Source organism: Nocardia sp. NPDC006044 (assembly GCF_042871115.1).
Taxonomy (GTDB): domain Bacteria; phylum Actinomycetota; class Actinomycetes; order Mycobacteriales; family Mycobacteriaceae; genus Nocardia.
Map to the genome: position 1 here is coordinate 1,000,519 of NZ_JBIAID010000004.1, position 20,537 is coordinate 1,021,055.

Here is a 20,537-nt window from a genome sequence, read left to right on the forward strand (position 1 = left end):
TGTAAAGGCGCGGAAGACCCCACTCCACCGATATATAAAGACCGACCCGACCGGAAGTGAACGGGGCCTCCAGATGAAAATCTTCTGCATAATTCTGCTTGTCTATCTCGTGCTCGCCGAGCCATTCTTCGAGATATTCTCGGTCCGCGTCTTCACGAAGGAATTCGGTGAACGGTCCGACGCGCGCGTCCGGCTGTATCAGGGCGGCGTCTTCCGGACGTGGGCCACCCTGGCCGTCATCCTGGTCGCCTTCGCGATCAGCGGGACCTCGGTGCACGAGCTCGGCCTGACCCACTTCGACTTCTCCGTCTTCCGCGGGTTCTCCCTCGCCGAGAAGATCATCAGCCTGGCCATCGTCGCCATCTACGTCTCGTATCTCCTTGGGCCCGTGCTGATTCCGCTGGTCGGCGGTCGCCGGGGCCGGGACTGGATCGCGCGGCAGATCGAGTACGTCGTCTTCATCACCCCGGAGACCTCGATCGAGCGGTTCTGGTGGCTGGCCAACTCGTTCAGCACGCCCGCCGAAGAGGTGGTCTACCGCGGCTTCACCATCTACGCGGTCGCGCTGCTCTGGCCGGATATGCCGTTCTGGATCCTGATCATCGTTGCCGGTGGCGTCATCGATGGCCTGCGGCACGGATTCCGGCCCGCCGTCTCCGCCCAGGTTATATTCGGTGGCGTCGCGCTCGCGCTGACCTATAAATTGACCGGCGCGATCTGGCCGACCATCGCGGTGAAGCTCTTCCACGACCTGCGCGTGCTGGCCTTCCCGCTGGCCCAGGCGCGGCAGAACCTGGCCGCGCGTGGATTGTCCGAAATACCCGGGAAAACCCTCGCCGATCACAATGTCCCCGCCGTCGCGGACAACACTGAAAATTCAGTCGAGCCACGTACTTCTGTTTCTACGTAGTAGGGATAGTGCTAGATGTCTGCAGAAATGGCCCGTCGGACGGCCGACGAAATCAGTTTGTTTCTCACCGAAACGCTCGGAGATTTATTGGACATTGCCACGGATGACGTCGCCCTGAGTGAGCCGTTCTCGAGTTTCGGGCTCACCTCGGCGGTGGCGTTGGTATTCGTCGGCAAGATTTCCACCTGGATGGGAAAACCGCTTCCGCCGGACCTTCCCTGGGAATATCCGACCGTGCACGCCCTGGCCGAGGGGCTGGCCGCGGCACAGGACGACCTCGAACCGGCACTGCCGGACGCGGCGGTCCGGGAGCCCGAGGTCGAGCGGCGCCCGGCCGGGACCGGCGCCGCCCAGGAACCGGTCGCCATCATCGGCATCGGCTGCGCGTTCCCCGGACTGCGCGGACCGCAGCAGCTGTGGGAAACCCTGTGGCACGGCAGGGAATTGGTCGGCCGGGCCCCGGCCGATCGGCACGACTGGCCGCCGACCGGCCACGCGCACGGCGATGAGCGGCGCGAATCCTGGTTCGGCTCGTTCCTCGACGACCCGTATGCCTTCGACGCCGGCTATTTCGGTATCGGTGACGCCGAGGCCGCGGCCATGGACCCGCAGCACCGGCTGCTCGCGGAGACCGTCGCGGACGCCTTCGAGGACGCGGGCGTACCGGTCGAGCGGCTGGCCGGCACCTCGACCGGGGTCTTCGTCGGTATCACCGCGGGTGACTATTCGCGCGGTATGGGCGAATCCGCGGCGGCCGGAATGCCGATCGCGGCCGTCACCGGCAATGCCGGCAGCATTGCGGCAAACCGGCTTTCGTATCTCTACGACCTGCGCGGCCCGAGCGTCAGCGTGGATACCGCCTGCTCGTCGTCGCTGGTCGCGCTGCACATGGCGCTGCGCGGCCTGCACGACGGCGACTGCGACGTCGCGGTGGTCGGCGGCGTGAACATGACGCTCGATCCGCGGGTCACCGAGTCGCTGGCCGGCGCGGGCATGATGGCCGCGGACGGGCGGTGCAAGACTTTCGACGATCGCGCCGACGGCTACGTGCGGGGCGAGGGCAGCGCCGCGGTCGTGCTGAAGCCGTTGGCGCAGGCCGAACGGGACGGCGATCGCGTCTACGCGGTGCTGCTCGGCTCGGCGATAAACCAGGACGGTCGTACCAATGGACTGACCGCGCCCAGTTATCAGTCGCAGGTCGACGTGCTGCGCCGCGCCTACCGGCGGGCCGGGGTGAACCCGGGCGACGTGCAATACATCGAGGCGCACGGCACCGGGACCATCCTCGGCGACGCCATCGAAGCACGCGCGCTGGGCACCGTTTTCGCCGATGGCCGCGAAGACAAGTTCCTGGTTGGCTCGGCCAAGACCGTGGTCGGTCACCTCGAGGCCGCCGCGGGCATCACCGGATTGGTGAAGACCGCGCTGGCGCTGCACCACGGACAGGTGCCCGCCAACCTGAACTTCGAATCGCCGAGCAAGCACATCGCGTTCGCCGAACTGCCGTTCACCGTGCCTGCCGAGAACCAGGTTTGGCCGCAGCGCCGGGGCCGCGCGCTCGCCGGCGTCAGCTCCTTCGGGTTCGGCGGCACCAACGCGCACGCCGTGCTCGCCGGCGCCGCGACGGAGTCTGCGCACATCCCGACCGCGGTCGAAAAGCCGTATCTGGTCAGCATTTCCGGCCGCAGCGAGCAGTCGACGCTCGACCTGGTCGACCACTGGATCGACATGCTGCGCGACGGCACGGCCGCGCCGATCGCCGAACTCGCGCAGACCTCGACCGCGCGCCGGGCGCAACATCCGTTCCGGGTCGCCGTCGCCGCCCGCGACCACGCGGACCTGGCCGAGCAACTCACCTCGATCTCCGGTGGTTCGCTGCCGCTCGGCGCCGCCGCCGGCCGGGTTCCGCGCGGCGGTCCCGGCAAGGTGGCGTTCGTCTTCACCGGCCAGGGCAACCAGTGGGCCGGCATGGGACGCAAGCTGATTCGGCATCAGCCGGTGTTCCGTGACGCCCTGCTCGCGGTCGATCGCGAGCTGCGCGTCGAACTGGGCTGGTCCACCTTCGCCGTCCTCGACCGCGGTCGCGACGAGGAGGCCCTCGCCGACACCGGCACCGCGCAGCCGGTGCTGTTCGCCTTGCAGGTCGCGCTGGCCGCGCTGTGGCAGTCGTGGGGGATCACCCCGTCCGCCGTGGTCGGGCACAGCGTCGGCGAGGTCGCCGCCGCGCACGTCTGCGGCGCGATCGACCTGCGCACCGCCGCGCAGATCATCGCGGCCAGGGCCAAGGCGACCGCGCGGCTGCGCGACAACGGCTGCATGGCCGTGGTCAACCGCCCCGTGGCCGAACTCGAACTGCCGCCCCGGGTACACCTGGCCGGCACCAACGGCCCGCAGTGGACGCTGATCTCGGGCAGCACCGGCGCGGTCGACGGCTACCTGGCCCGGCTCGACGGCGAGCAGATCATGACCCGCCGCCTGCCCGGTCGCTACGCCTTCCACTCGCCGCTGATGCTCGACTGCCTGCCGGAATTCGCGGCCGACATGCCCTGCATCCAGCCCCGCGAGGGCAGCGTCCCGTTCTACTCCACCGTCACCGGCACCCGGATCGACGGCGCGCATCTGAACGGCCTGTACTGGACCGATCAGGTGGTGCGCCCGGTGCGGTTCGCCGAGGCGGTCGGCGCGATGATCGAGGCCAATATCGGCGCCTTCATCGAGCTCGGCCCGCACCCGGCGCTGAACGGAATGCTGAAAAGCCTGCTCCGCCATCACGATCGGGCGGGTGTCGCGGTGCCATCGCTGGTCCGCGACGTGGACGATCTCTCGGTGATGCTGGCGGCGCTGGGCGAGCTGCATGTGCGCGGGCACGAGGTGCGCTGGTCCGGTGTGGACGCGGCGACCCGGCCGATGGCGCGGTTGCCGCTGTATCCGTTCGACCGCAAGTCGTACCGGATCGTCGGCGGCGTGCCGAGCGTCGAGGCCGCCCCGGTGTCGCGGGCCTCGACCGATCTGTTCACCGCCGACGCCGACTACGTCGCGCCACGCACCGAATACGAGCAGGTCGTGGCCGAGATGTGGGCCGAGTTGCTCGGGCTCGAGCAGGTCGGCGTCTTCGAGAACTTCTTCCGCATCGGTGGGCATTCCCTGGCCGCCACCCAGTTCGTCCGCAGGCTCCGCGAGCTCTTCGAGATCGAGTTCGCGCTCCGGCGCATGTTGCAGGAGCCGACCGTCGCCCAGGTGGCGGCCGCGCTGGAGGAGCTCATGGTCGAGCAAGCCGATGCAGCCCTTTTGGAGAACGATCATGAACTCACCGGCTAGCAGCCTGGCCCTGGCGCGCCTGCGGGAGCGCCGCGCCGCAGGCATCTCCACCACCACCGTCCCGCTGCGCGAGGGCGCGGGTCCGTTCCCGGCGACGCCGGCCCAGCGGGGCATCTGGCTGCACGAGCAACTCGCCGGGCACCCCGCGATTTACCATGTACCGCTGGGCATTCGGATCAGCGGTCCGCTCGACGTGCCGGCGCTACAAGCGGCCGCCGACGCGGTGACCCGGCAGCAGCATGCCTTCCGCACGATTTTCGAGGAGACGCCGGAGGGCTTGCGGGCCGAGGTCGTCGAGGTCGCGGGCGCCGACTGGCAGACGCCCGATCTGCGGCTGGTGCCCGCGAAGGCGCGGGAGTCGGCGGTGGATCAGCTGCTGCGCACCCTCGCGTCCGAGCCGTTCGATCTGGCGGACCGGCCGCCGGTGCGGTGGGCGCTGATCCGGCTCGCCGAGCAGGAGTGGATTCTCGCGGTCGTCGCGCATCACCTTGTGCTGGACGGACTCTCGATCGCGCTGCTGATCGATCAGCTCTGGGCGGCCTACGGCGCCGTGGTACGCGGCGAGGAGGTCGTTCTGCACGTGCCGCCGCGGCAGTACGCCGACTATGCGGTATGGAGCGCCGAACACGGCACGCAGGCGATCCAGGCGGCGGCGGTCGAGCGGCGGGCCGCGCTGCTGCGTGGCGCCCCGGCGCTGGATCTGGCCATCGGCCGCCGTCCGCGCCGGGTGGGTAACGACGGTGCGCGCGTGGAGAATTCGTTCCCGCCCGGGGTGGCCGACACCGTGCGTTCCGCCGCGGCGGCCAACGGCATTCCGCCGTTCGTCTTCCTGTTGGCCTGCTACGAACTGATTTTGGCGCAGCGCACCGGTCAGCGCGACTTCTGCGTCGGCATCCCCATGGCCGCCCGCCCGTACGCCGAGCTGGCGAAGACCATCGGGCACTTCGTCAACACGGTCCCGGTCCGGTCCGACCTCGCCGACGGCCAGACCTTCCTCGACCTGCTGCACCGCACCCGCGACACCGCGATGGCCGCCTACGACGACGAGACCGTCCCGTTCGAGCGGGTCGTCGAGGCCATCGGCGGGCCGTGGGATCCGGCCTTCAGCCCGGTCTTCCAGACCCTGTTCGTGCAGCAGATGCTCGAGCGCCCCGATCTGAGCGCGTGGGGCCTGAGCGTCGAGTGGCAGACCATCGATACCGGCGCCACGCTCTACGACCTGGTCATGCACGTCGCCGAGACCGGCGCCGAGCTGGTCTGTCACCTGACCTACAACTCGAAGCTGCTCGACGCGACCGCCGCCGCCGACCTGGCGCAGGACTTCTGCACCCTCGCGGCCGCCGCCGCGGCCACCCCGGCCGCGCCGGTGGAGTCGTTGCTCGCCGCGTTGCCGGTACGCGAGTACACGGTGCCCGACGAAGCGGCCGAGACGGATTCGGACGCGGCAGACGCGGCCTTCGAAGCCCCGATCGGCGAGCGGGAGATCCGCCTGGCGGCCCTCTGGTCGCAGGCGTTGGAGCGCATCGAGATCGGCCGCCACGACGACTTCTTCCTGCTCGGCGGCACCTCCCTGGCCGCGACCCGGGTGATCTCGCAGATCCTGGACGAGTTCGGCGTCAGCGTCTCGCTGCGCGAACTGTTCGAGAGCCCCACTATCGTGACCGCCGCGCGTCTGATCGAAGCCGCTGCCGCCGAACAGGATTCGCTGCCGCCGTTGCGGGCCGTGCCGCGCACGGACGGCGAACTACTGCCGGTCTCCTATGCCCAGGAACGACTCTGGTTCCTGGAGACCCTCGATCCCGGCAACGCCACTTACATCATGCCCGGCGGCCTACGGCTGCGCGGCGACCTCGACGTCGCCGCGGTGGAGAACGCCCTGGCCCTGGTCGAACAGCGGCACGAGGTGCTGCGCAGCGTTTACCGGACCACCGAGGACGGGCAGCTGCGTCAAGTGATCCGCCCGTATTCGCCACGGCCGCTGGAGTTCACCGACTTCAGCACCCTCCCGCCGGAACAGCGCGGCACCGCCGAGGCCGAACTCGCGGCCAGCGTCTACCGCGCGCCGTTCGACCTGGCCGAGGGCCCGGTCTGGCGCTATCACCTGATCAAATCGGGACCGGGGGAGTATCTGCTCGCCATCGCACTGCACCACATCGTGTGCGACGGCTGGTCGATTGCCGTACTGAGCCAGGAGGTTTCGGCGCACTACCAGGCGCAGCTGGACGGTGCCGACGCGGCGTTGCCGTCGCTGGCCGTGCAGTACGCCGACTACGCGAGCTGGCAGCGCGGTAACGCGGACCGGCTCGACGGGCAGCTGGACTTCTGGCGGGCGGAGCTGGCCGACCCGACGGTCACCGAAATCCCCGGCGACCGGCCACGTCCCGCGCGGCGCACCTCCCGTGGCGCGGTCGAGCGGCTCGGGCTCGACCCGCGGGTGATGGCCGAGGTGCGGGCGCTCGCCGCGCGCAGCGGCGTCACCACCTTCGCGGTACTGCTCGCCGCGTTCTACACCGTGCTGAATCGCTATACCCGCCAACCGGATCTGATCGTCGCCTCGCCGATCGCCGGGCGCACCAGGTCGGCCGTCGAGCCGCTGGTCGGCTGCTTCCTGAACACCCTGGCGCTGCGCACCGAGGTCGACCCGGAGGAGACCTTCACCGGGCTGGTCGCCCGCGTCGGCAAGACGGTCCTGTCCGCCCACGCCAACCAGGACCTGCCGTTCGAGAAGGTCATCGAGGCGATGGTGCCGACCAGGGACATGAGCCGCACCCCGCTCGCCCAGGTCATGTTCAACTACTTGAACACGCCCCCACCGGCGCTCGGCATGCCCGGTCTCGACGTCGAACTGGTGGACGCGCCGCGCACGACGGCCAAGCTCGACCTCGACCTGACCGTCGACGAGACCGACGGCCCCACCAAGCTGGTCCTGGAATACAGCGCCGACCTCTACGACGCACCGACCGCCGCTCGGACGCTTCGGCATTACGCGACCGCGCTCGCGAGTATCGTCGCGAATCCGGAGCAGCCCGTCGGCGCGGTCGGCCTGGAGACCGCGGAACAGGCTGCTGCCGAGGCGGTCTGGGCACTGCCCGGCTCGCCGATGGTGCCCGAGCCGGAGCCGGACGAGCGCCTGATCGATCGGCTCGACGCCGTGATCGACCTGCGCGGCAGCGCACCGGCGCTGCGCGTGGGCGACCGCACGACCAGCTTCGCCGAACTCGACGCGGTCACCGCCGCCATCGCCAAGGAACTCATCGGCGCCGGACTCGACGGCAGTCGCGTCGCGCTGCTCTACGACCACACGCCGGAAAGCTTCGTCGCGGTCTGGGCGGCGTTGCGCGCGGGAGTGGCGTATGTGCCGCTCGATCCGCGGGCGCCGCAGGCCCGGCTGATCGAAATCCTCGAAGAGGCAGACGTTTCCGCGGTGCTGTGCGATCCGGCGCTGGCCGGGCCGGCTCGGTCGGTGGCCGGCGGTGCGCACGTGTTCACCGTGTCCGGCCGTGCCGACCGGCCGGACCCGGCGCTGAGCGCGGTGCCCACCAACGACCTGTCGACCTGGGGGAAATCCCACATCAGCGCCGACGATTTCGCCTACATCCTGCACACCTCCGGCTCGACCGGCCGCCCGAAAGGTGTGGCGCAGAGCGGCGGTAACGCACTGGCCCATGCCGTCACCTACGCCCGGCGACTGCGCATCGGACCCGACGACGTGGTGGCCGCGCCCGCCCGCTACACCTTCGACGCCGGCGTGCTGAACTCGTTCGGCGCAGCGGTGGCCGGGGCCGAACTGTACGTGATCGACCCGCACCTGTTCGATCCCGCGGGGCTGCGCGCGGAGATCGAACGCGCCGGGATCACCGTGCTGCACTGCACCCCAACGCTTTTCCGGTACCTGCTCAGCGACACCGACGGCCCCTGGGTGCCGCACGCGCTGCGCCTGGTGGCGCTCGGCGGCGAGGAAGTGGTCCGCGGCGACGTCGTCGACTTCGGCAAGCACTTCACCCCGGCCTGCCGGCTGGTGAGCCTCTACGGTCCGTCCGAATGCTCGGTCGCCCTGCAGCACATCGTCGCTCCGGAGGACGCGGACCGGGCCGGGGTGCCGATCGGCCACCCGGTCGAGGGCGTGGAGGTCGACCTGGTCGACGAAAGCGGCCGTCCCACCGAGGTTTACGGCGAGATCGCGCTGCGCAGCCGGCACGTCGCGCTCGGCTACTGGCATCGGCCGGAACTCACCGGCACCGTGTTCGGCACCGGCCGCGACGGCGTCCCGTACTACCGCACCGGCGACCTCGCCCGGCGGCTGCCCGACGGCCGCCTGGTCTTCGTCGGCCGCAAAGACCGCCAGGTCAAGATCCGCGGCCACCGCGTGGAACCCGGTGAGGCCGAGACGTTCCTGCGGTCGCACCCGACGGTCGCCGAGGCCGCCGTCGTGCTCGACGCCGACGCCGACGTGCCCCGCCTGGTCGCCTACCTGACCCAGGACGGTCCGCTGGAACCCGACTATCTGGAGCTGTCGGCATACCTGCGTACTCGCTTGCCGGACTACATGATCCCGTCGGCCTACATGGTTCTCGACGCGCTGCCGCGCGGCCTCACCGGCAAGCTCGACCGGGCGAAGCTGCCGAAGATCGCCCCGGCCGCCCCGCCGGTCTACACCCCGCCGGGCACCGAGCTCGAGCGGATCGTCGCCGAGGTCTGGGCGGAGGTGCTCGACCGGGAAATCGGCCTCGGGCAGAACTTCTTCGACCTCGGCGGCCACTCGCTCGCGCTGGCCCGGGTGCGCGGCCTGCTCGAGCGCCGCCTCGGCGTGACCTTGGCGATGACCGACCTGTTCGCCGCGCCGACCGTGGACGGGCTGGCCAAGTCGCTGGCCGGCCGCACGGCCCCGCAGGAGGACGCGGACCGCGGCCAGGACCGCCGCGCGGCCGCCGCCCGCCGCCGGGCACACCGCCAAGCGACCGAGACCCTGCCCGACAGCGTTGGGAGCCAGCGATGACCCAGGACGACACCGAGTTCCGTGTGGCCGTGATCGGCATGGCCTGCCGCTTCCCCGACGCGGACACGGTCACCGACTACTGGCACAACCTGTGCGCGGGGCGCGAATCCGTGCGCCCGCTCGGGCCGGAGACCATGCCCGCCGACCCGCCCGCCGGGTACGTGCACGCGGGCGCGTTGCTCGCGGACGCGGACAAATTCGACGCGGAGTTCTTCGAAATGCCGCCGCGCGAAGTACAACTCACCGACCCGCAGCACCGCCTGTTCACCCTGTGCGCGTGGGAGGCATTGGAGGACGCCGGTCACACCGCGGCCGAAAACCCCACCCCGGTCGGCGTTTTCGCGGGCGCGGGGATCAGTACCTACCTGCTGCGGAACCTGGCCGGGCACGCGAGCGTGTTCCAGACGCCCAGCTCGCAGCTGCACGCGTTGCACGGCAACGCCTCCGACTACCTGGCCACCCGGGTCTCCTACAAGCTGAACCTGACCGGCCCGAGCGTCGCGGTGCAGACCGCGTGCTCCACCTCGCTGGTCGCCGTGCACCAGGCCGCGCAGGCGCTGCTCGACTTCCAGTGCGATGTCGCGCTGGCCGGCGGCGCGAGCGTGAAGGTGCCGCAGGAGGCCGGGTACATCTACGAGGAGGGCTCGATCCTGTCCCCGGACGGCCACTGCCGCGCGTTCGACGCCGAGGCCGGCGGCACCGTCTTCGGTTCGGGTGTCGGCGTTGTCGTGCTCAAGCGGCTCGCCGACGCGATCGCCGACCGGGACCACATCCACGCGGTGATCCTCGGTTCCGCGGTGAACAACGACGGCGGCAACAAGATCGGTTTCACCGCTCCCGGCATCGCCGGGCAGCGCGCGGTCATCCGGGAAGCGTTGTCGGCGGCCGGAATCGGCGCCGAGACGATCGGCTATGTCGAAGCGCACGGCACCGGCACCAAACTCGGCGACCCGATCGAGGTGGCGGCGCTGAGCGCGGCCTACCGCGAGCACACCGGGGCGACCCAGTACTGTGCGCTCGGCTCGGTGAAAGCCAATGTCGGCCATCTCAATTCCGCGGGCGGCGTGGCCGGGTTCATCAAGGCCGTGCTGGCGGTGCGCGAGGGGCGCATCCCGGCGAGCCTGAACTACACCCGGCCCAACCCCGAGATCGACTTCGCCGCAACGCCGTTCTTCGTCAACACCGAGCTACGGGCCTGGCCGGCCGAGGTGCGCCGGGCGGCCGTGAGCGCCTTCGGCATCGGCGGGACCAACGCCCACGTGATCGTCGAACAGCCGCCGGCGCAGGTTGCCACTCCGGTCCGGTCCGGTCCCCGCGCGCTGGTGATTTCCGGTCGCACCGCCCAGGACGCGGATCGGGCGGTTGCCCGGCTCGCCGAGCACCTGGACCGCACCGATGCGGAACTCGCCGCTGTGGCACACACTTTGGCGCACGGCCGCCGACGCTTCCCGCACCGCCGCATGGTCGTGGCCGGCACCACGCGGGAAGCCGTTGCCGCACTGCGCAAGCCGACGGTGGGGGAGGCCGCACCCACGCCCGCCCTCGCCTGGCTGTTCCCCGGCCAGGGCGTCGCGCTCGGCGCCGCGGTCCTCGAACTCGCCGAAACTGTCCGCCCGTTCGGCGACCGCTACCGGGCCTGCGCCGACCTCCTGCGCGAACGCGGCGGCTTCGATCTGGACGCCGCGGTCCGCGATGCCGAGGGCACCGAACAGACCCAGGCCGCGCTGTTCGCCGTCGAATACGCGCTGGCCGGCATGTGGCGCGAATTCGGCGCGGAGCCTGCGGAACTGCTGGGCCACAGCCTCGGCGAATTGGTCTGCGCCACCCTCGCCGGCGTCTTCGACCTCGGCGACGCCCTGGAGTTGGTGGTCGAACGCGGCCGGATCATGGCGGCGGCCCCGCCTGGCGGCATGCTCGCCATCTCCAAGGGGGCCGACCTCGTCGCCGAGCGCCTGCCGGACGACATCTGGCTCGCCGCGGACAACTCGGCCAGCCGCTGCGTCGTGGCCGGCGCCCCGGCGGCCCTGTTCCGCCTGGCCGGCGCGCTGTCCGAGGAGGGCGTGCCCAGCTCGCTGCTGCCGGTCGGGCACGCGTTCCACACCCCGCTCATGGACGAGGCCGCGGCCCGCTTTGCCGAACTGGTCCGCGGCGTGGCCCGGCAGGCCCCGCGGATTCCGTTCTGGTCGAACGTCACCGGCGCGCCGATCACCGCCGAGCAGGCGGTCGATCCCGCTTACTGGTCGCGGCAGATGACCAGCACCGTGCGGTTCCGGGAGGCCGCGCTCGGCCTGGTCGGCCGGCACCCGGGGATCGTCGCGCTGGAGGTCGGCCCGGGCAAGTCGCTGGTCTCGTTCCTGCGCACTGCCGATCGCGCCTCGGCGACCGTCGGAACCCTGGGTTCGGGCCTCGGCGCGGGCGCGCCGGAGCACGCGATCGTGGAGGCGGCCGGACGGCTCTGGTTGTCCGGTGTCGCGGTCGATTTCGATGCAGTCCACGGCGGCGCGGTTCCGGCGAAGGTCAGCCTGCCGACGTATCCCTTTGCCCTGAAACGCTATTGGGTCGACCCGCCGGAGGCCGCGCCGATGCGGCCGCGCCGCGTCGACACCGTGCCCTCCGCCGCCGCGGCGCCGGAGCCGGTCGAAACCGACGCCGACGAGGACGATTTCGTTGTCTCGGTGCGCAACCAGGTCGTCGCGGTGTGGCGCGCTGCGCTCGGCGTCGAGGAGGTCGGTGCCGACGCCAACTTCTTCGAGCTGGGCGGCGATTCGCTGCTCGCCGTGCACGTGGCCACCCAGCTGCGGTCCATCTTCCCGCTGGACCTCGCCCTCGGCGAGCTGTTCGCCGGTCCGACGGCGGCGGGGATGGCCGACACCATCGCCGCGCATCTGCTGCGGCGGCTGGACGAACTGTCCGACAGCGAGGTCGAGCTGCTGCTCAACCAGCCGGGGACGGCCGAAGAACGGAGCAACAATGCCTGAACTCGTCGATACCGGCGCATCCCGTCGCGCGCTGCTGCGGCGATGGGCCGCCGGTGGCACCCCGCGGGCCGGTATCCCGCGCCGCACCGATCCCACTGCCGCCGCGCCGCTTTCGGCCGCACAGCAGCGAATCTGGTTCCTGGAGCAGCTGTTCCCGGACCGGGCGACCTACACCATGCCGCTGGCCCTGCGCCTGCGCGGGCACCTCGACCTCGCGGCGCTCCAGGGCGCGCTGTCGTTCGTCGTCGCCCGGCACGAGTCGCTGCGTACCAGCATCGAAGTGCGCGACGGGGTTCCGGTGCAGGTGGTCGGGCCGGTGGCACCGCTGCCCATGACCGTGGTGTCGCCGGCGCAGCTGGATCCGCAGCGCCCGCTGGCCGACGCCACCGCGCAGGTCGAGCGGTTCAGCCGGACCGTGTTCGACCTGTCCGGCCGGCTGGTCGAGGTGCTGCTGGTGCGGTTGAGCGAGGACGATGCGATCTTCGCCGTCGCCATGCACCACATCGTCTCCGACGGCTGGTCGCTCGGGGTGTTCGCCACCGAACTGATGTCCGCCTACGCCGATCTCACCGCCGGTAAGCAGCGGCCCGAACTGCCCGCGTTGCCGTTGCAGTACCCCGACTACGCGACCTGGTTGCAGGATCTCGCGCAGCAGGACAAGTTCGGTGCCGACCTCGACTACTGGCGCGGCGTGCTCGGCGACGAACCGCCACTGGTCACCTTTCACCCCGACCGGCCGCGCGCGCTCGAACCGGAAAACCGCGGCGCGCGAGTGCCGTTCACGATTCCCGCCCCGGTGCTGTCCGGGCTGCGGCGACTGGCCGGCGAGGTCAGGGTGAACGACCGCCCGGCAACGTTGTTCATCGCGTTGATGGCGGGATTCAAAGCGCTGCTGCGCTATTACACCGGCGCGGAGGACATCACCGTCGGCACACCGATCGCCGGCCGGACCAGGCCCGAGATCGAGCCGCTGATCGGGTTTTTCGTGAACGCCCTCGCGCTGCGCACGGACCTGTCCGGCGCGCCCACGTTCCGCGAGCTGCTCGCCCGGGAACAACGGGTCGTCTTCGACGCGTTCGACCACCAGGAGGCGCCGTTCGACCTGGTCGTCGAGCACGTGCGCCCCGATCGCGAACTGAGCCACTCGCCGCTGTTCCGTACCGCGGTGGTGCTGCAGAACACCGCGTTGCCCGAGCTCGCCATCCCCGGCCTGAGCGCCGAATACGTCGAAGTGCACTCGGGCACGACCAAATTCGACGTGCTGGTCACGCTGCGGCAGGTCGGCGCGGAGCTGGCCGGCGCGTTCGAGTACGACGTCGACCTGTACGACGAGCCGACCGTCGCCGCCATCGCGCGGCACTTCGTCGCCCTGCTCACCGCCGTCGTCGCCGAACCGGACACCGCCCTGCCGGAACTCGACTTCCTCGAACCCGGCGAGCGCGCACGCGCGGTCGCCGCGGCACTGCCCAGCGAGCCATCCGCCGAACCCGCGCTGACGCTGCACGAACTCTTCGCGGCCCAGGCCATCCAGACACCCGACGCGGTGGCGCTCACGTTCGGCGAAAGCGCCATGACCTACGCCGAACTCGCGGCGGCCGCCGACGAACTGGCCCAGCGGCTGCGCGCCCGCGGGGTCGGCCGTGGTTCGTTCGTCGGCATCCACCTCGAGCGTTCCGCCGACGTGGTCGTCGCGATCCTCGCGGTGCTGCGGGCAGGCGCGGCCTATGTACCGCTCGACCCGATGTACCCGGCGGACCGGATCGAGTTCATGATCGCCGACTCGGGCGCGCGCCTGGTGATCAGCCACAGCACGCTGGTCGCGCACTCGGGCCCGGAGCTGCTGTTGATCGACGAGCAGGCGGACGAGCCCGTGCCCGACCTCCCGCTGGAGAAGGCCGCGCCGCACGACCCGTGCTACGTCATCTACACCTCGGGTTCCACCGGTGTCCCGAAGGGTGTGGTCATCGAGCACGCCAACGTGGTTCGCCTGTTCGCCACGACCCGCCGCTGGTACGACTTCGGCGCGCAGGACGTGTGGACGATGTTCCACTCCTACTCCTTCGACTTCGCCGTCTGGGAGATGTGGGGCGCGCTGCTCTACGGCGGGCGGCTCATCGTGGTTCCCGGCTCGATCAGCCGCTCGACCGCCGAGTTCGCGGAACTGCTCGCCCGCGAACAGGTCACGGTGCTGAACCAGACCCCGTCGGCGTTCACCCAGTTGCTGCGCGTGCTGGACGACAGCGCCGAACTCGCGGTGCGCTGGATCGTCTTCGGCGGCGAGGCGCTCGACTTGTCCACGCTCACACCGTGGTTCGATCGCTTCGGTGAGTCGGCGCGCCTGGTGAACATGTACGGCATCACCGAAACGACGGTGCACGTCACCTATCGCGAACTCACCCGCGCCGACGTGGTGTCGGCGGCGGGCAGCCCGATCGGTGTCCCGCTGCCCGATCTCGGCGTGCTCATCGTCGATCCGGCGGGCCGTCCGGTGCCCGACGGAGTGGCGGGGGAGATGCTCGTCTCCGGCCCGGGTGTCGGGCGCGGGTACCTGAACCGCGACGACCTCACCGCCGAACGTTTCGTGCACAGCCCGGTACTCGGCGGTCGCCGGGTGTACCGGACCGGCGACCTCGCCCGCCGCCGGGCCGACGGCGATCTCGAATACCTCGGCCGGATCGACCAGCAGGTCAAGGTGCGCGGCTTCCGCATCGAACTCGGCGAGATCGAAGCCGCGATCACCGCGCACCCCGGCGTCGATCAGTCGGTCGTGCTGGCCCGCAAGGACTCCGGCGGAAACCTCTCCCTGGTCGCCTATTTCACGCCGGGTGACGCGTCCGCGAACGCCGCCGACGCGGAGCGGGACCAGGTCGCCAACTGGCAGATCGTGTTCAACAGCACCTACCGGCAGGGCCACGACGGCGACCCGGATTTCGACATCTCCGGCTGGAACGACTCCTACACCAACGCCGCCATCCCCGAGAAGCACATGCGGGAATGGGTCGAGGCGACCGTCGCTGCGGTGCGCACCTTCGAACCGCGACGAGTTCTCGAAATCGGCTGCGGCACCGGCCTGTTGCTGTCCAGGCTGGCCGCGCGGTGCGCGGTGTACGACGCGACGGACGTCTCCGCCTCGGCCATCGAGAACGTGCGCACGAAGATCGTCGCGGGCAACCCGGACCTCCGGCACGTCCGGCTCGACCAGTGTGCCGCCGACCAGCTGCCCGACGACATCGCCGGACCGTACGACGTCATCCTGATCAACTCGGTGGTGCAGTACTTCCCGAGCGCCGATTACCTGACCCGGGTGCTGGACTCGGTCGTCGGCCTGCTCGCCCCCGAGGGCGTGCTGTTCGTCGGCGACGTCCGCGACCTCACCCTCAGCGAGTCCTTCCACGCGACCGTCGAGGCGACCAACTCGCCGTCCGCCGGCGCCGCCGAACTGGCGCCCGCCGTGCGCGCCGCGCTCGACCGGGACGCCGAATTGGTGATCTCGCCACGGTATTTCGAAGACTTCGTCGCCGCACACCCCACGCTGACCGGGTCCAGGATCCGGCTCAAGCGCGGCCAGTACCTCAACGAGATGTCCCGATTCCGCTATGACGCCGTGCTGTTCGCGGGTCGGCGCGGACTGCCGGTGCGGCCGAAGCTGCTCGACGCGACGACCACACCGCGGCAACTGGCCGAGCTGCTCGAGCGGGATCGTCCGGCGGCGGTGCTGATCGCCGACGTGCTCGATGCCAGGGTTGCCGGTCCGCTCGCGGTGGTCGCGGAGTTACCGCGTGGCCGGGCCGGCGCCGCCCAGATCCGGGCCGCCCTCGCCGGTTCCGGCGGCGTCAACCCGGAAGACTATCTGGCCCTTGCCGATCGGGTGCCCTACCGGATCGAGGCGCTGCGCCGTCCTGGCGGCCGCTACGACGTCGTGGTGACCGGGTGGGATGTCGGGTTGCCGTCCATCCCGGTGGCCCGCGACGCCGAATGGCCGGACGAGCTCGTCATCTCGGATCCGTTGCGGGTCAAGGCCCGCGACGATCTCGTCGTCGACGTGCGTGCCCACCTGGCGCGGCGACTGCCGCAGCACATGGTTCCCGCCGCCGTACTCGTGCTGGACGAATTCCCGTTGACCACCAACGGAAAACTGGACCGCCGGGCATTGCCCGCCCCGGTCCTGCGCCGCAACGCCGTCTCGTACGAGCCGCCGCGCACCCCGCTCGAGCAGCGCGTCGCGGGCGTCTTCGCGCACGTCCTGGGCATTCCGCGGGTCGGGCGCGAGGACAACTTCTTCGATCTCGGCGGCCACTCACTGCTGGCCGCCCAGCTGATCCTGCGGCTGAAACAGACCTTCGGCGAGGACATTGCGCTCGGCTCGCTGTTCGCCCGGCCCACCGTGGCCGGTGTGGTCGCGCTGCTGGCCGGCGAGGCCGCCACCGAGGAGACCATCGATCTCGAGGCCGAGGTGGCCGCCGCGATCGAATCCTGGCCCGCCGCACCGTGGGCGGTGGCACCGCCCACGACCGGCGAGGTACTGCTCACCGGTGCCACCGGGTTCGTCGGCGCGTTCCTGCTGCGTGAACTGCTGGCGCGCACCGACTCCCGCGTGCACTGCCTGGTGCGGGCGGACAGCAGGGAGGAAGGTCTCGCGCGCTTGGCGGCCACCTTCGACAGCTATGAGCTGCCCCGGGACTCGTTCGACCGGGTCGTGCCCGTCCTCGGCGATCTGGCCGCACCGCGACTCGGCCTGTCCGAGAAGCAATTCCTGTTGCTGGGCCGCACCATCGACGCGATCTACCACAACGGCGCGCAAGTGAACTTCGCGCTGCCGTACCGGGTGCTGGAGGCGGCCAACGTCCGCGGCACCCTGGAGTTGATCACGCTGGCCCGAACCAGCGGCGCGCCACTGCATTTCGTGTCCTCGCTGTACGTGCTCGGCCCCGGCGACGCGGTCGGCGGACGGGTCGCCGAACCGCTTGTCGCGCGGGATCCGTCGCAACTGTCCCTCGGCTACCTGCGCAGCAAGTGGGTGTCCGAGCGCCTGGTCACCGAGGCGGGCGAACGCGGCCTGCCGGTGCGCGTGTTCCGGCTCGGCCGCATCGGCGGCGACAGCCGCACCGGCGCCTGCCAGACCAGCGACTTTTTCTGGCTGCTGGTCAAGGCCAGTCAGGAGGTCGGTCTCGCGCCGGAGGTGGACTTCGCGGTGGACCTCGCGCCCGCCGATTTCACCGGTGCGGCGATGGTCGAACTGGCCCGCGACCCGCAGCCGGGCACGCAGATCTACCACATCCGCAACCCGCAGCCGTGCACCTTCACCGCCGCCGTCGGCTGGCTGCGGGAGAGCGGCTGGCCGGTGCGCCTGGTGGGGCTGGACCAGTGGCGCGCCGCGATCGCCGCGCACGCCGCGAGCGCGGGACCGGGTTCGGCCTCGTTCAGCGTGCTGAGCCTGCTGAGCGCCGGCGACGGCCTCACCCCGCTCATCCAGTTCGACGTGGACCAGGCCGTCACCGCGCTGGACCGGATCGGCGTGGCCTGCCCGCCGGTCTCCCGTGACCTGTTCATCCGCTACCTGGATTACTTCCGCAAGGTCGGCTTCCTCGCCGCGCCGTCACCACAGGAGGTCGGAGTATGACCACAACACTGCTCACCGGGGGCGCGCTGGAGTACGACACCTTGGTCCGCGCGCTGACCAACCAGGCCGCGCAACGGCCGGACAAGCTCGCCTACAGCTTCCTCAGCTACCCGGACTCGACCGCCAGGCACGGCGTGACCGAGTCGCTCACCTACGCCGAGATCGACCGTGCGGCAAGGGCGTACGCGGCCACACTGCTCCAGGTCGCGCATCCCGGCGATCGGGCGGTGCTGCTGCTGCCGCCGGGTCTGGAGTACGTGAAGGCGTTCTTCGGCTGCCTCTACGCCGGGATCATCGCGGTGCCGCTGTATCCGCCGAGCGCGCACAACTCCAACGGCCGCATCGACGCGGTCTGCGTCGACTCCGATCCGGCCTGCATCGTGACCGCCGACAGTTCACTCGCCAATGTCACCGCCTGGCTGGACAATTCGCCGACCGACACCACCCGGCTCATCGTGACCACCGGCGAGGTCGACGAAAGGCTCGCGATCGACTGGGAACCGGTCCTGGTGGACCGCGAGCAGATCGCCCTGCTGCAGTACACCTCCGGTTCCACCCGCACCCCGGCCGGGGTGATGGTGCCGCATCGCGGACTGCTGGACAATGCCCGGCAGGTCTACGACATGATGTACCACGTCGGCATTTCCGCCGAGGACGAGGTCGGTTTCGTCAGCTGGCTGCCGCTGTTCCACGACATGGGCCTGATGGTCGGCGTGATCATGCCGATCATCAGCGGCCACGGCGTGGTGCAGATGTCGCCGACGTCGTTCCTGCGCCGGCCCGAACGCTGGCTGCAGGCGATCAGCGACAACCCCGCGCAGGTCTTCGCCGCCTCGCCGAATGTCGGCTACGAGCTGTGCGCCGAACGCATCGGCCCGGAGGCACTCGAAGGCATCGACCTGAGCCGGTGGCGCTACGCCCTGTCCGGCGCGGAACCGGTGCGGGTCAGCACGATCGAGAAGTTCCACGCGGCGTTCGCCGGACACGGGCTGGCCCGGTCGACCCTGATCGCCGGGTACGGGCTGGCCGAGTCGACGCTGATCGTCTCGGTGAACTGGCGGACGCTGTCCGGGGTGCAGACGCTCACGGTGGACCGAGACGCGCTGGCCACCGGGCAGGTGGTCGTCGCCGAGCACGGCGCCGACATCGTCAGCGGCGGCGCGGCGGCCCCGGGCACCACCATCCAGATCGTCGATCCGGAGACCAAGCTGGCGCTGCCCGACGACCGGCTCGGCGAGATCTGGGTGTCCGGCCCGGCCGTCTGCACCGGCTACTACAACCGGCCCGAGGAGACGGAATACACCTTCCGCGGCGAACTCTCGCCGCGCGACGGCAAATACTACCTGCGCACCGGCGATATCGGCTTCCGGCACGACGGGGAGGTCTATCCGACCACCCGGCTCAAGGACCTGATCATCATCGACGGTCGCAACTACTACCCGCCGGACCTGGAGGACGCCGCCGAGCAGGCGCATGCGCTGGTGCTGCCCGGCCGGTGCTCGGCCTTCTCCGTCGAGGTCGGCGTGCAGGAGAAGATCGTGGTGCTCATCGAGGCCCGCATTCCCTCGGGTGACGAGGCGATCGCCGAGGAACTGCGGAACGCGGTGCGCCAGGCCATCTTCAGCATCCACGACGTCGGCGTGCACGAGGTGGTACTGCTCGGCCCCGGCGCGATTCCGCGCACCTCCAGCGGCAAGATCCAGCGCTCGGCCTCGCGCACCGCCTACCTCGACGGCACGCTCCGGGGAGCGAAATGACCACGGCCCTCGCGACGCACGGCGACAAGCTGACCTGCTTCACCGCGGCGTTGGCGAGCGCCCTGGTGGCCCGCGGTGAAACCCGGTGGTGGCGGCCGCTACTGGCAGGCGGGCCGACGCTGTCCGTCAGTCCCGCCGAGGACGACCTGCTGCTGTTCGAGCACGACGCGACCCCGCCGCTGCCCGCCCTCGGCCTGCGGGTGAACGGCGACGACGACTGGGCCACCGCCTACCACGCCCTGGAAGAGCAAGTGGCCGAACATGGTTCGGTGGTGCTGCTCGCGGACATCTTCCACCTGCCCTGGCAGCACGGCTATCAGCGCTGGCACGCACCGCACTGGCTGGCCGTCGTCGAGACCATCGAGGGCTGGGTGATCGAGGACCCGCTGACCATGACCACCGAGCTGGGAAAGCAGACCGGGCAGCGGATTCCGGTGCTCGCCGCGGCGGAGCTGCGCGAATGGTCGGCCGGTCTCGGCCGGGAGCACACCGTCGCGCTGCTGCGCGAACGCGCGATGGCCGGTTCGACCGCGATTCACGCCGGTAAGACCTATCGGTGGCTCGAATCCCATCCGGTCGCGCCGCTGTCGCCGCGCGCGGACCGCCTGGTGGGCGCCGACGCGCTCATCGCACTGGCCAGTCGCTACCAGTTCGCCGCGACGCCGGCCGATTTCACCCAGCTCGACGATCTCTGGCAGGCGTTGCGGCAGCGCGAGTTGCTGCTGTGGGCGTCGGACCTCGACGCCGACCTGCTGGACGCGGCCGGCCGCGACCACTGGGAACGTGCGCTCACCCGGTGGCGCAAGCTGCCGCCGCTGCTGATGCACGCCAGGATGCGCGCCGCCGCGGGCGGCACCGTACAGACCGCGCACATCGCCGAGACCCTGCTGTCCCTCGCCGAATTCGAGGGCAAGCACCTGGCTTTCGCGCACGGCCCGCGCACGGAGCGGGAGTAGTC

At 70.6% G+C, this 20,537-nt stretch carries 7 protein-coding genes; all 7 read left to right on the forward strand.

Features of this window, described 5'->3' with window-relative positions:
* Positions 1–73: 73 nt before the first annotated feature.
* The 7 genes from ACFYO1_RS35655 to ACFYO1_RS35685 are packed head-to-tail and all read left to right on the forward strand — an operon-like array spanning position 74 to position 20,535.
* Entirely contained in the window at positions 74–910 is an 837-nt protein-coding gene (locus tag ACFYO1_RS35655) for a type II CAAX prenyl endopeptidase Rce1 family protein (RefSeq protein WP_387241211.1), read from the forward strand.
* Between the two features lie 27 nt (positions 911–937).
* Positions 938–4,228: a beta-ketoacyl synthase N-terminal-like domain-containing protein gene (locus tag ACFYO1_RS35660; protein ID WP_387241702.1), complete on the forward strand. Its 3,291-nt coding sequence runs from the start codon at positions 938–940 to the stop codon at positions 4,226–4,228.
* On the forward strand, positions 4,212–9,224 hold the full coding sequence (locus tag ACFYO1_RS35665) for a condensation domain-containing protein (protein ID WP_387241214.1): 5,013 nt from the start codon (positions 4,212–4,214) through the stop codon (positions 9,222–9,224). The genes ACFYO1_RS35660 and ACFYO1_RS35665 overlap by 17 nt, the downstream gene beginning before the upstream one ends.
* Positions 9,221–12,202, forward strand: a complete 2,982-nt coding sequence (locus tag ACFYO1_RS35670) for a type I polyketide synthase (RefSeq protein WP_387241217.1) — start codon at positions 9,221–9,223, stop codon at positions 12,200–12,202. Before ACFYO1_RS35665 ends, ACFYO1_RS35670 begins: the two co-directional genes overlap by 4 nt.
* Entirely contained in the window at positions 12,195–17,822 is a 5,628-nt protein-coding gene (locus tag ACFYO1_RS35675; RefSeq protein WP_387241220.1) for an amino acid adenylation domain-containing protein, read from the forward strand. The genes ACFYO1_RS35670 and ACFYO1_RS35675 overlap by 8 nt, the downstream gene beginning before the upstream one ends.
* Positions 17,819–19,579, forward strand: a complete 1,761-nt coding sequence (locus tag ACFYO1_RS35680) for a fatty acyl-AMP ligase (RefSeq protein WP_387241223.1) — start codon at positions 17,819–17,821, stop codon at positions 19,577–19,579. Before ACFYO1_RS35675 ends, ACFYO1_RS35680 begins: the two co-directional genes overlap by 4 nt.
* Positions 19,576–20,535, forward strand: coding sequence for a hypothetical protein (locus tag ACFYO1_RS35685; RefSeq protein WP_387241226.1), 960 nt, complete (start codon positions 19,576–19,578; stop codon positions 20,533–20,535). The genes ACFYO1_RS35680 and ACFYO1_RS35685 overlap by 4 nt, the downstream gene beginning before the upstream one ends.
* The last annotated feature ends 2 nt before the right edge of the window (positions 20,536–20,537 follow it).